The organism is Paenibacillus lupini, assembly GCF_011761355.1.
Classification (GTDB): domain Bacteria; phylum Bacillota; class Bacilli; order Paenibacillales; family Paenibacillaceae; genus Pristimantibacillus; species Pristimantibacillus lupini.
This window is the reverse complement of the sequence record NZ_JAASRW010000001.1, coordinates 1,036,693-1,050,704: the sequence shown is the minus strand read 5'-3', so window position 1 is coordinate 1,050,704 and position 14,012 is coordinate 1,036,693. Positions and strand designations below refer to the sequence as shown.

8 protein-coding genes are annotated in these 14,012 nt (G+C 47.8%); 3 read left to right on the top strand and 5 right to left on the bottom strand.

Features of this window, described 5'->3' with window-relative positions:
- Positions 1 to 16: 16 nt before the first annotated feature.
- Genes FHS17_RS05215 through FHS17_RS05205 form a run of 3 tightly spaced genes read left to right on the top strand, consistent with a single transcriptional unit; the run spans position 17 to position 3,792 of the window.
- Positions 17 to 1,483, top strand: a complete 1,467-nt coding sequence (locus FHS17_RS05215; protein ID WP_167275798.1) for a spore germination protein — start codon at positions 17 to 19, stop codon at positions 1,481 to 1,483.
- 32 nt (positions 1,484 to 1,515) lie between these two features.
- Positions 1,516 to 2,667 (top strand): Ger(x)C family spore germination protein, encoded by a 1,152-nt coding sequence (locus tag FHS17_RS05210; protein WP_167275794.1) that lies wholly within the window; start codon positions 1,516 to 1,518, stop codon positions 2,665 to 2,667.
- A gap of 33 nt (positions 2,668 to 2,700) precedes the next feature.
- On the top strand, positions 2,701 to 3,792 hold the full coding sequence (locus tag FHS17_RS05205; RefSeq protein ID WP_167275790.1) for a GerAB/ArcD/ProY family transporter: 1,092 nt from the start codon (positions 2,701 to 2,703) through the stop codon (positions 3,790 to 3,792).
- 73 nt (positions 3,793 to 3,865) lie between these two features.
- On the opposite strand, the gene FHS17_RS31190 is transcribed toward FHS17_RS05205, so the two are convergent.
- The 5 genes from FHS17_RS31190 to FHS17_RS05180 all read right to left on the bottom strand — a co-directional run bounded on the left by FHS17_RS31190 (position 3,866) and on the right by FHS17_RS05180 (position 14,006).
- On the bottom strand, positions 3,866 to 7,066 hold the full coding sequence (locus FHS17_RS31190; protein ID WP_167275785.1) for a fibronectin type III domain-containing protein: 3,201 nt from the start codon (positions 7,064 to 7,066) through the stop codon (positions 3,866 to 3,868).
- Positions 7,067 to 7,264: 198 nt separating this feature from the next.
- The gene (locus FHS17_RS05195) at positions 7,265 to 9,907 is read right to left on the bottom strand and encodes an NPCBM/NEW2 domain-containing protein (protein WP_243865210.1); all 2,643 of its coding nucleotides are present in this window, start codon (positions 9,905 to 9,907) and stop codon (positions 7,265 to 7,267) included.
- Between the two features lie 207 nt (positions 9,908 to 10,114).
- Entirely contained in the window at positions 10,115 to 11,221 is a 1,107-nt protein-coding gene (locus FHS17_RS05190; RefSeq protein WP_243865173.1) for a GerAB/ArcD/ProY family transporter, read from the bottom strand.
- Position 11,222: 1 nt separating this feature from the next.
- The gene (locus FHS17_RS05185; protein WP_167275777.1) at positions 11,223 to 12,419 is read right to left on the bottom strand and encodes a Ger(x)C family spore germination protein; all 1,197 of its coding nucleotides are present in this window, start codon (positions 12,417 to 12,419) and stop codon (positions 11,223 to 11,225) included.
- 18 nt (positions 12,420 to 12,437) lie between these two features.
- Entirely contained in the window at positions 12,438 to 14,006 is a 1,569-nt protein-coding gene (locus FHS17_RS05180) for a spore germination protein (RefSeq protein ID WP_167275774.1), read from the bottom strand.
- Between the last annotated feature and the right edge of the window lie 6 nt (positions 14,007 to 14,012).

Sequence of the window (14,012 nt, the reverse complement as noted above, 5' to 3'; positions counted from 1 at the left end):
GTGGTAGGTGCCATAATTGCCAACGCCATCAAATGAAGGCATTCCTTCACAAGAAAATAGCGCTCGGACGGTTAGTTCTAACCTCAAAGAGAACGAACAAACACTCATTTCCATATTTGAACACTGCTCTGATGTGGTCTTCCGTCGTCTAACTCTGCACAATGATGCCAAGCTTCTACTGGTGTACATCGACGGCATGATCGATAAAGATTTTGTTCAGTCCAGTATCCTTAAACCGTTAATATATGAAGGAGTTCCTCAAGGACTTGGGGCATTAGACAGTCTTGCCCAAATGTGTGATCAAGAATTTGTAGCAGCTCTCCAGACCAAACGAGTAACCTCCTTTGAAGAAGCTGCGGATCATATTTTAAAAGGTAGTGTAGCGTTCCTGGCTGATGGTGAGACTTCCATCCTTCTGGCTGATGTCGCGCAGTTTGAAACAAGGTCCATTGAAGAGCCTTCAACGGAGGCTTCCCTGCGCGGCACCCGCGAAAGCTTTACCGAGCATCTGCGAACGAATACGACCATGCTCAGACGGATTATCGTGACGCCGGATCTTAAAATGGAAACCTTTCAAATTGGCAAATTAACGAAAACCGATGTTGTTCTCGCTTATATCCGAGGTCTTGCATCAGACAATTTGCTTGAAGAAGTAAGGTCAAGAATCGAGACAATTGATATCCAAGGTGTCTTGGAATCTGGTTATATCGAAGAATATATTGAAGACACCAACTATTCGCCTTTTCCGCAAATGATGAGCACCGAACGCGCAGATGTCGTATCCGCGGGACTTATGGAAGGACGAATAGCTGTCTTCGTTAACGGATCTCCTATCGTTCTGATCGTGCCGATGACGTTCTGGGATGGACTTCAAGCCCCGGACGATTACTACGAACGCTTTTTGTATGTAACCATGAACCGTTGGATCCGTTATTTGTTCGCTCTTTTTTCAATCCTATTCCCTTCCATTTATATCGCGTTGACCACGTATCATCCCGAAATGATGCCGCCAAAACTTATGATGAGTATCACGGGTCTTAGGGAGCAATCCCCTTTTCCGACGGTCATTGAGGTGTTTTTGATGGAATTCATGTTTGAAGGATTGAGGGAAGCCGGGATTCGTCTTCCACAGCAAATCGGTCCGCTCGTCAGCATCGTGGGAGCATTGGTAATCGGTCAAGCTGCCGTCCAGGCAGGGATTATTTCGGCACCTATCGTGATCGTCGTATCGGCGGCGGGTATTTCCTCGTTTGTTATACCGCGTTACCGTTTCGGTTACCCCTTAAGAATGCTGAGGTTTCCTCTGCTGATTCTATCTGGAGTATTTGGTCTGTTTGGTGTGGCTCTTGGCTTGATTTTGATCATGATCCACCTCATCCATTTGACTCCGCTCGGAACACCATATCTTCAGCCGATCGCGCCGACGAAGAAGAGCAAGTTGAAGGATGTTTTTTGGAGACGGCCTCGTAAGGGTACGAGCTAGCAGATACACCTGATTGTTAGGGGGATCCATTGATGAAGAAAACAATGATTATCATTTGCTTATTAGTCTTCTCTGCCGTAACCAGCAGCTGTTGGAATCTCAAGGAGCCCAACCAACTAGCAATTGTTATCGGCGGAGGGCTCGACTTGAGCCAGGATGGCCAGCTTGAAGTAAGCTCCCAGATTGCAGTCCCAGCTGCTTTAGGCGGTGAAAATAATGGTCCCAGTAAAAAAAGAAGCTTTGTGGTTGTCAACGCCACCGGGAAAAATTTTATGGATGCGGGCCAGAATCTGCAAATGCAGCTCTCTCGCACCTTATTTTATGCCCATCGCCAAACGATTCTGGTCGGACAGAGAATAGCAGAGCAAGGAGTAGCGGGACAGGGATTTCTTAAATATCTGGATATGATCGTACGTAACCCGAAGTCGGAGATGAGATCGGTGATTTGGATCGTGAAAGGCGGTACGGCAAAGGATATCCTTGCTACTGAGCCTACCTTCGATGCTTTGATTAGTACGACTCTGTATAGTGTTCAAATGGCACTCGGGATGAAGCCTTATTACTATAGGGAATTTTTGTGTGAATCGTTACCGAAAGGAGGCGCCGTATTGCTTCCAGCAATTAGTACTAACTCTTCCAAAAAGAAATTCATTTACTCAGGGGCAGCGATACTGGATAAAGAGCATGAACTCCATTTAATCGGTTTCTTGAACCCTGAGGAATCTTATTATGCGAACTGGATTAAGGGCAGACAAAAAACACTTACCGTGACAACATCTGAAAGTCAAAAGGAAGGCAACATCAGCTTAAGGGTTAAGTCACCCAAGAGGCACATTCGGGTGGAGAAGGACGCACAAGGCATGCACGTGCATATCCAATTACATGGATTCGGGAACATTGTGGAAAACAATACATCACTTGACCCTTCAGAGGCTCAGGATCTTGGAGCCATTCAAAAGAAGTTGAGTCAAGAAGCAGAGCGGGATGTCGTCAAGCTAATTCAGAAAGCTCAGAAGCAATACAAGGTAGATATACTCGGACTCGGTGAGCTTGTGCATCAGAAGTATCCTCATGAATGGAAGTCTTTACAGAAGAATTGGAATGATACTTTCAGCAAAATGACGATTACAGCGGAGGTACATCTTCGGTACCATGATCCGGGACAAACGAACGCTTCGATGTGAGATTCAGCAGGTACATAGGAAAGGACCGAGGATATGAAATTAACGGGGTGGCAAATATTCTGGATCGTTGCAACTGTTGAAGTGGTGATGGCTATTTGGCTGCGTATCTCGCCTGCTGTGGAAATAGCCAAACAAGATGCTTGGATGTCCATGCTCTTGTCCTGTGTCCTAGGTGGTGCTATCACCTATCTGGTAGTCAAAGTAGGGATGCAGCATCCCGGTCAAAGCTTAACCCAATTTAGTCAAGAACTGCTAGGTTCTTGGCTTGGCAAAATCATCACCATCCCCTATTTTACAGCGTGGTTTATTCTATCGGGAGATGTGCTTCGTTCCTTTGCAGACTTCATTCATCTTGTCCTGCTGGATCAAACACCAGTATGGGTGCTGATGGTGATGATTTTGGGAGCTGCTATTTATTTAACAAGCACCAGCGGGATTACGGGAATCGGACGCTTTTGCGAAATAGCAGGACCTGTGACGATCATCACGCTGCTGGTCAGTTTACTGCTTAATATATCGAACGCGAAATGGAGAAGTTTGCTGCCGGTCATGGGTGATGCGAGCCTGAAAGAAATTATCAGTGCCTCCCTCGCCCCATCTTCATTTCTTGGCGAATCATTTATGCTGCTGGTTCTATTGTCATTCCTCTCCAATTCCAAGCACATCCTAAAGAAGACTATGGCAAGCGTCTGGATGACCGGAATCATGCTCATTATAACTACGATTATGGTGCTGATGGTATTCGGCACAGCGGTTGCACAGGAGCTCAGATTCCCCTATTTTATGCTGGTTCGGTCGATCAACATTTTAAATTTCATTCAGAACCTGGATATTCTCGTCATCTTTATTTGGATATTTGGCGTGTTCGCGAAAATCTCCTTGTATTTGTTCATGACCAGTTATGAAATGGGGCAGTGGTTTCGGATTAAGTCATGGAAACGCATGATGTGGTTTAGTGCTCCAGTCATCTTTATCATTGCGCTCAGCATCCCCAATGAAGCAACGATAATGCTGCTGCAGAAATTTTGGGAAACCATCGCTATTCCCGTTTGCGCGATAGCCATTCCACTATGCCTGTGGATTGTAACCTCTGCGAAACGAAAGCTGGTAAAAACAGATCAGTAGATTTAATCGCTGCAGGCACAAAAAGAAAATCGCAAGCGACCTCTCGTCGCTTGCGATTCACTCATCCATCTTTTTATTGAATTGGCGCCAGATTAGCCCCGCCGATGACCGAATAGGTGGAGCTGCCAGGTGTCTTCCAGCCAACCGCAAGATGATCTCCGCCGCCCTCTTCTTTGTGCAGGACTTCGACATAGTAGCGTTGACCGGCTGTCAGTGTAATCTGACCGGACTGCTGGCCAGAATTTTGCGTCCAGCTCAGCTCGTTCACCCAGTCGACAACTTCCCCGATTTGAGTCTTATTCGCTGGATTGTCATTCGTGCTGAGGTACAGCACGCTGTTATTATCGCCAGCGATCGAGAATTGGTACGTACCCGTTACGGTTGGGACGATATAACCACGGATGCGCGTGCCGTAATTGTCACCCCAGTTCGAAGGTGCTTGGAAGCTAGTCAACGAGCTGGTGCCCGTAGGAGCTGTGCTAGTTGGGATGCTGGCAATTGTGCTGCCCGTAATATTCGTCCAGTATTCACGCGTAATGGAGCCGGTAGTTGTTGTACCGCCCGACGCGTTTGTCGTCACGTTCAGCGCGGAGCTGGCAGCTGAAACATTGCCTGCAGCGTCCTTCGCTTTCACGGTGAAGCTGTACGCCGTACTTGGCGACAGTCCTGTTACGTTGAACGACGTCGTACTGGTTGTTGTGCCTGCAAGCGTTGAGCCGTTATACACTTCATAGCCTGTTACGCCTACATTGTCCGTCGAGGCCGTCCATGACAGGCTGACGCTGAATGATGTTTTGGATGGCGAAGTAAGTCCCGTAGGAGCTGTAGGAGCCTGCGTATCACCAGCTGATGCATTCGTTGTTACATTAAGCGCGGAGCTAGCCGCCGAAACATTACCTGCATCGTCCTTTGCTTTCACTGTAAAGCTGTATGCCGTGCTTGGAGAGAGACCTGTTAAGTTGAACGAAGTCGCGCCAGTAGTCGAACCAGCAAGTGTCCCTCCATTGTAAATCTCATAACCCGTCACTCCGACATTGTCCGTCGAGGCGCTCCATGATAGATTGATGCTGTTTGATGTTTTTGATGGCGAAGTAAGAGCTGCTGGAGCCGTAGGAGCCTGTGTATCACCGCCTCCACCACCAACCGCCATGTTCACATCACATGATTTATATTGCCCCGGAGCCGGATCACCAAAAGTGTTGTTGCTGCACATTACCCCGTTGGTATAAGTGCCGTAATGGTAGCTGCCTGCTGCACCGTAGCGTACGTCCTTCGTGCCTGTGAAGCTGCATTGATTGTTCTCGCCTGCACAAGGCACCCATACCGGTGTCGGAATCGAGCTAGTCGTCACACTGATCGCGCTGCTCTGCGCCGATGTGTTGCCGGAGGCATCCTTCGCTCTCACCTTGAAGGTGTAAGCCGTATTAGAGGTTAAGCCGCTCACTGTAAACGAAGTTGTAGTGGAACCTACCGTTGAACCAGCCAATACACCATCTTTGTAAACGTCATAACCGGCAATACCGATATTGTCCGTTGAGGCCGTCCATGTCAATGTAACGGTCGTATCTGTTTTCGATGGGGACGTCAAATTCGTTGGTGTTGTTGGCGCCGTCGTATCTGGAGGTCCTGCGTTTACCGTAATCGTCTGTTCCTTCACGCTGGCACGACCGCCGTTATCCCATACGCCGAGAATAACTTGGTACGTTCCTGGCTTCTGGTACGTATACGTTGGGCTGGCAGTTGTGACTGGCAGGCCTTCGCCAAGATCCCACAGATTCTCGACGATTGTACCGTTATCGGTCGACGTGTTTGTGAAGGTCACGGATTGACCAAGCTGCACAGTTAGAGGAGCTGTGAAGTTAGCGACTGGCTTCGGATCACTGAAGCCCCTGCTTGTAAGCTGCGTATCCGTGCCGTTACCACTGACGGTATTGTTGCTCCACTCCAGATTTGACGCAGAGGATGGATACTGGTCAATAGACGGTCCGCCATTATTCGTAATCGTGTTGTTAATGAAGCTGAGGCGATCCGTTCCGCCAGCAGTCGTAATTTCAATTGCTTTGCGGCCGTTGTTCGTAATTGTGTTGCTGTCGAACGTAATATTTTGCGTATTGCCATGAATACGGATTGCGTTGCCGTCATACCCCTGATATGCTGCAGCAGGATTTCCGGACGCACCGTCTTTGAACGTGTTTTTGTAGAAATATTGAAATTGCTCCGTCTGCCCCGTTCCTTCACCCTGCAGCTGCATCCCCCACATCACCATGTTCTGGACCGTATTATAGTTCCAGAGCTGGTATCCCGTACCCGGTGATTGCTGCATGCCAACCTGCTGGCCGCCGTCGACTAAGTTACCGGAAGTGACGCCATGATCGACCATGACTTCGAGACCCATATTGCCCACTGTTGTGCTCGACCCCACATAGTTGTTGCGGACCGCGATATAGGCAGAGCGTACTGTGCTGATCCAGTGGTCGACCGTATTGTTCTCAACTAGAGAATAATCGACGTTGGTATGTAGCTCGATGCCGAGACCTTCCATCTGTTGACCGGTACCGGTGACCGTATTACCACGTACGATTGCATAAGGGCTGTCATCGTTGACGAAAATCCCGCCACGGCCCGTGTCTGCGACATAGTTATTTTCGATCAGAGAGTGATCTGAACCCCAGCCTACGCGCACACCGCCGCCCCAGTCCGAATTGACGCCAATGTTCGTAACGACGTTGTCTTTGATCGTCAAATTGTCTGTGTTGACCCCATACAACGCGAATGGACCAAAGCCGGAAGACATCCCAAAATCTTTTACCTTGAGATTCAATATTTTATTGCCGCTGCCATTCTCCGAAACAACCGCAGATTGCGGTACCGTGCTGTTGTTAGCGTCGAGTGTCATTGAAGACACTTCGGCACCGGACAAGTTGTAGAGAGAGAAGAACGTATTAGCCGTCGAAGAAGAGTATTCGATAATCGTATTATCACGGCTTTGGCCTGTAATTTTGACACCTGACTTTCCGCTCACCGCACTATTCAGGTAATACGTGCCGTTCGGGATAAATACCGTATCACCGCTGGACGCTGCATTGACGGCAGCTTGGAAGGCCGCACTGTCGTCACCTGTGTCGGTGCCGTTAGCGCCATAAGAAGTAACGTCTAAGGATGCAGCATAAGCAGTCGTTGCCGGTATGAGGGGAAGCAGCAAGGCCGCCGAGCATAAGAGACTTACCATTTTTTTGTTCGCCTTAGATGTCTTTAATGACTTCGCTTGTTTCATGAGTTCACTCTCGCTTTCTACATAAGAATAATGACATGCAGACATTTACGGCTAACCCGTAAAGAGCTTCCTCTCTGATGCTAGGCATTATGGTTCATTACTCACCTCCCTTCATTCAAGACAATGGATCCAAGGAGCCGTCCATGATGGTACGGCTTCCTTGCTCCATACGTCTTCTAGAAATCACTTGCCTCGTCTCTATTCGCCGCTGTCGAATACGATGTGGGCATCTCCCCAATCCGCATGATCCCAATCGGTGCCGTTGCTGCCATCTGTAACGACCAGCTTAAGAACCTGCGCACCACTGATATCCAGATCGATCGATGCTGTCTCCGAATATGCGGTCAAGACGCCGCTGTTGTAAGCAAGCACGCCATCAAGCCATACCTCAAAGGATACTGCTCCGTTGCCATACGTCTCGTCGTCCACGCCTACCTTAGCGAGGAAACGGCTGTACGCTCCACCTACCGTGTAGACGATTTCTGAAGCGGCATGCGTGCCGAGTCCTTTAGGGTATTCGACGCCATTTAGTGTAATTGGCCTGCCGTCAGAGGATTTGTCTCGCATGATGCTGCCCCAGCCCGCGGTTCCGCTGTCCCAGTTATAATCGCTCAAATACACATCGCCAAGAGGCGCGGCTTGAACGGCCGTAGCCGGATCACTTACTTCGGAAGTGTTAGCTGCAGCGTCCTTCGCCTTGACTGTGAACGTATTCGATGTTCCTGGCATCAAGCCTGTTGCCTCATAGGTTAAACCTGTTGTCGTCCCGATCAGATTACCGCCTCGATAGACCTCATATCCCGCAACCTCCTTATTATCAGTAGACGCCATCCAGCTCAGGCTGACGCTTGTCGATCCGCTTGTAGCAGCGGTCAGACCAGCCGGCTTGCTTGGAGGCTCTGCATCGGGTGCCTCGGTTACAACCGTCAGCGCTGCACTTGGAGGAGATATGTTGCCCGCAGCATCTTTGGCACGGAGTGTAATGCTGTATGTTGTCAAAGGGGAAAGCCCGTTTACGAGATAGGTCAATTCTCCCGGAGCAGTAGATCCAGCAAGCGTCCCATCCACATACACATCGTAGCTGACGACCCCAACGTTGTCCGCTGCCGAATTCCAGCTCAGAGCAATCGTCTCATCGGTTTGCAATGGCGAGACGAGACCACTTGGAACAGACGGTGCTTGTGTATCCGGCTTACCTGGACGCACGAGCACGATACGTTCCTTAAGGCTGGCGCGTCCTTCGTTATCCCAGACGACCAATGTCACTCGATATGCGCCAAGCCGGTCGTATACGTAGGTAGGCTGTTTGCTTGCACTCGGAAGTCCAGCACCAAAGTCCCACAGCTGATGCGATATGGAGCCGTTGTCCTTCGATTTGTTCACGAACGTAACCGGTTCGCCGACACGTACGAGAGTTGGTGTTTCGAAATCCGCAGTCGGCTTTGGATTGGTAAAGCCGCGCGATACCGGCTGCTCGTTACTGCCGTTGCGAAGTACGATATTCCCTTTCCATTCCAGGTGTCCAGCCGCAGATGGATATGGATCAACGGCGACGTCTTTGTTGCCCGTAACAATATTATTGATGAAGCTAAGCCGGTCGACGCCCGCTGCTCCTGTGAATTCGATGCCTTTACGCCCATTGCCCGAGATTATATTACTGTCGAACGTCAGGTTTTGCGAGCTGCCATGAATCCGTACACCGTTCCCGTCATAACCCGGATACGCAGCGGCAGGGTTACCCTCCTGTGTATTAATAAAGCTGTTCTTGTAGAAATATTGGAACTGCTCGATTTCCCCTGTACCTTCGCCCTGCAGCTGCATTCCCCACATGACCATATTTTTGACGACGTTATAGCCCCAAAGCTGATGACCGGTACCCGGAGATTGCTGGATACCAACCTGCTGGCCTCCGTCTACGATATTGTCAGTTGTTACAGCGTTGTCTGCCATTACCTCAAGACCGATACTGCCTACCCTGCCGTCTGTTGGTTTCACGACGTTTCGGCGAACCGCCACAGTGTCGGAACGAACTGCGCTGATCCAGAAATCAACTACATTGTCCTCAATGATGGAGTTATCCACGTTCGTATGCAGTTCAATAGACAAGCCGTGCTCCTTCAATCCTGAGCCAGTTATTTTGTTGGAACGAATGACAGCACCTGGACTATCGTCGTTGACAAGAATGCCACCGCGTCCTGTATCCGCGATGACGTTATTCTCGACCAGCACATTCGACGAACCCCAGCCTGCACGAACGCCTGCACCCCAAATGGAAGCGGTTCCAATATTAGTGATCTTATTATTCGTAATGCTCACATGAGTCGAACCTACCACGTACAAGGCATGCGGGCCAAAGCCTTCCGTCGCGATAAAGTTCTGAACTTTAAGATTGTTCATCTTGTTTTTGCTACCGCCTTCGGACACGACAGCCGACATTGCAATCTGGCTCTGCCCTGCATCCAACGTCAAGTCTGATACCGAAGCGTTCGTTACATTATGAAGGTAGAACATGTATGTATCTGCTTCTGAGGTGAACTGAATGATCGTCTTATCTCGTTTCTCGCCTCTAATGGAAACGTCCGACTTTCCCATCACCGTGCCTGACAACTGATACGTACCCTTCGGAATAAGAACGGTATCGCCAGCCGAAGCCGCATCCACTGCCGCTTGAATTGCTGCCCTATCGTCCAGACCATCCTGGCCGTTCGCGCCGTAATCTGCTGCTGAGATCATGTTTCCTCCAGCAGGCGCCGCTGCTGTTGCTGCTGCCGGCAACGGGAATGCTGCGGACAACAGAACCAGCGACAAGAACAATCCGGTCACCGTCCGTTTGGATTTCATCACTGTTATCTCTCCTTCGTGCTTGGAATGGGAACGGAGTCAGTCATTCCGTCTCCGCTCTACCATCGTGCACGAAGCCACGGATCATGGAAACTGTTCAATTCTCGAATAACAGCACAACGATGGTGTGATTCGAGTTAATTACTGTATTAATCGTTTTGTATATACTGTACAAAAAACGAAAAGCCCGCAGGTTTACCCTGCGGACTAGGCCTTGCGGTACCTTGTATTTGGTTTCCGATGTGCAAGCATAATGATAAAGAGCAAAAGCGGCATCGCAATTTGGAAGATTAAAAACATTAGGGGCAGTTTCTCTAGACCTAACCAGATGTGATGCGAATAATTGGGCGATAGAAAGGAAGCAGCATATATCATAATTCCTAAAGGTATCACCCACTTCTTTAATCCAATGCCAGTTATTTTTTGTAAGCCAGTCACTGCACCGACAAAAAAAGCAGCCATTTTAATCCCAATCCCCATAAACAGGATCAATACGAATAACACGTCCATCCGCTCAAAAACATCGATGATCTCAATCAACTGGATCACCTGTAAGAGAGGAATCGTACTTTTATCAGCGATATAGGAACCGAGAACAAGAAAGTTCATTTGATTAAATACAATTAAAAAAAGGGAAACCAATATGTATGAAATGATAACTGGCGATCGAAATCTTCTTTTCTCCTTAACAAGAGGAAAAAACACGAGAAAAAGGACTAACTGGCCAAATGGAAAAGCTACAATGGGTACAGTCGCGTTCCATATGGGTTCCCAGCCATGTTCAAGTACGGGCATGATCTGTTCGTATTCAACTAAACCCGTTCCTACGATCATCGTACCTAAAAAAAGATAACTGAGGATCATGATTGGAATCAGTGCAAGGCAGGTCAGAAATAATACGCGAGCGCCATAACGAACGGTATTGCCAACAACGATTACCGTTAACAGCATGATGATAAACAGCGGCGTCTTATTTAACAGGATCAAAGTTGTTAATTCTCCCATATCCCTTAGCACCCGTGACGCTTCATAGGCAAAATAAACGACAAAGGATAAACTAATAACTGTCCCCAGCCTTTTCCCAAGATAATGCCGGAATAGTTCAAAGAGATCCCGTTCCGGATCCCTGTAATAGATTGCTAAATAAAGTAAGGCAAGCACCAATCCGATTGAAGCAGCTATACTCATCGCCAGCCATGCATCCTGTTTAGCCTTTGACCCGATCATGTATAATGTGGTGCTTCCGATTTCGAATAGGATAATGGTGCCGACTAATTCTGGAACCTCGATAGTCGATTTTTTCAATTCCCGCATCTCACTTTCCTTCTGAGTTGAATACCTTACTGAAAAACCCAGGATGTTGAATCATTGCTTTCACGTGAACGTCGAGCTTTATTTCGCCTAGCTCATTTTCTTCCCAGGTCTCTTTCATTTCATTCCAATCTTTGGGGTATTTCCGGTGAACATAGCCGGCAAAGCCCGGAAGATCTGCTTGCAGCCGCTGCACGGCTTTCCAGCCTATATTGATGAAATTTAGTATTTGTTTTTCTATTTCTACTTCCATTTCCCGAGTATATTTTGGATCGGAAAAATCACCTAAACAGGACGATTCTGTCAGTATCCCGCCTGCTTTTACCTTTAATTGCATCGTGAATTCGTTACCCTTCTTTATAGGGGTCACCTTTGTTTTCGCCGATTTGATCTTAAAGGATGAATAATTATTGTTTGATTTGGGCCCTGGGCAACTGAAGGAAATGCTGCTCATTTTAATCTTATCCGACATCCAGGAAATGCCAAAACTCTCCTGCCAGTTCATCCATCCAATTAAGCGGTCTCCATGAAAAACTCCCAAACGTGAAAGCTTGAGCTTTTCACTGGAGGATGTTTTTTTGAAAACATCAAGAGACTCCAGAGACTTCCCTCCATCTCCAGTGACTGTAATTTCCGGTATACCAGCTGACCTTGCATCTGAAGTGATTTTTTTAGCCAGCTCATACATTTTAATTGGTGGAAGATATCCGGACATGTCCCCTTCCTTCTGCAGAATATGAGCAAGGGCAACGCCAGGAAGGCTTTCCGGTGGGATAAGATCTTTCAGCACGTCACTAGCCTTTGTTGAGGTAAGCAGTACGTATACCGACTCACGCGACTCAGTCGTCCGGAGATAAAGATCAATAATTTCATTGATACCTTCCTCAGCCGCTTCTCTTCCGATGACAATCACATTATTATGTGCAAAATAGAGCATACGTGAATTTTCGAGATTACTCTTGTTTAGTGCTTGCTGAATCGTTTTTTCTTTCGTCGAGAAAACATGCACCGCTGATCCTGACCCGCCCGGCCCCCCATTTGTACCGACCGCCATAGCTGAAGGAACAATGGTTTGGAGGGTTACCTCCCATTTTCCATTTGCCCGGTCATAGCCAGTTGCACTAGTTATACTGACTTCATTTAATTCCGTTTGATTCCAGCATCCAGACAAGACCATGCACATCATAACCACAATTAACAATTGGAACTTGCCCATGCGTCATTCTCCTTCAGACTCTTTGTTACGCTTGTTGAAAGTAGACTGCCTAACCTTATTTTGAACACTTATACTTGAAGGCCGCGTCTTCATGGCCCGCCATGGCACCCTTATCACCGTATCTTTAAGGTTCGAAAATCTTAATGGAGCGAACGGTGTGAAATAGGGTACGCCAAAAGAGCTTAACGAAACGACATGAACGAGTATAGGAACTGCCCCGGCTAAAATTCCGAATAAACCGAATACGCCGGCGAGCAGCATTAATCCGAACCGAATAAGACGCACCGCAGAAGCCATATTAAAATTAGGCATTACGAAGCTCGCGATCGCCGTAAAGGATACCACGATAACCATTGCTCCTGAGACGAGTCCTGCTTGGACAGCAGCTTGACCCAATACAAGTGCACCTACAATAGAAATTGCTGGACCGATTACCCTCGGCATCCGAACGCCTGCTTCACGTATAACCTCGAACGTTATTTCCATAAGCAATGCTTCAAGCAGCGCTGGAAGTGGAGTGCCTTCCCGTTGAGCAGCCAGGCTGATCAATAGCGTGGTCGGCAGCATTTCCTGCTGGAAGGTTGTGACGGCAATATATATGGAGGGAAGAAACAGGGCTATAAAGAATGAGAATAAACGTATGATTCGGAGAAAGGAAGTAATATCGTAACGCTGGTAATAGTCCTCGCTAGACTGAAAAAACTTAAAAAAAGTAACTGGCAACACTAAAACGAAAGGTGTCCCGTCCACCATAACAGCTACTTGACCCTCCAAAAGATTGCCTGCAATGGCATCCGGCCGTTCCGTGTTGATCATAGTAGGAAACGGTGAAAATGTTTTATCTTGAATGAATTCTTCAATGTAGCCGCTTTCCAGTACGCTATCAGTATCAATAGAATCCAGTCGGATGAACAACTCATCGAGTACTTCGGGGTTAGCGAGTCCTTCAATATAAATCACTGCCACTTTTGTTTGCGTATATCGGCCTATAGTGCGATTCACGATTCGCAGTTCCGGTGTTCGCAGCTTATTTCGTAACAAAGCAATATTCGTTGAGATCTCTTCTGTAAACCCCTCTTTTGGCCCTCGCACGACGGTCTGCGAGGAAGGCTCCTGAACGGACCTTCTTATCCCACCAGAGATCGAGACAGTAATTGCTCCGGGCAGGCCATCAATCACTACGACTGCTTCTCCAGACAAAATAGCAGTTAGGAGCAAACCTACCGTATTGGCAGCGTGTATACCTCCAATGGGGATAATACTTTTCAAATGCTCTGCAGGATCATGTGTAAATGAGGAGAATTGAGCATGTCCAGCAATTAAAGCTTCGATCAATTCGCTCAATTGCTTCTGGTCAACCAAACCTTCGATATAGCTTATCGCTATCTTGTCTCCCAACTCCCGAATAATGAAATCAGAGCTTAAGCCTATTCTTGAACGAAGGATAGAAATTGTATCGGAAAGCGATGAGCTTAGAGCAGCCTCATCATCTTCTGACGGGCCTAGTTCCCTTTCATTTGTTATTGTCTTCATTTGTTTGTCAGTTTTTTTGGATCGGCGAAAGATACTCATATACAT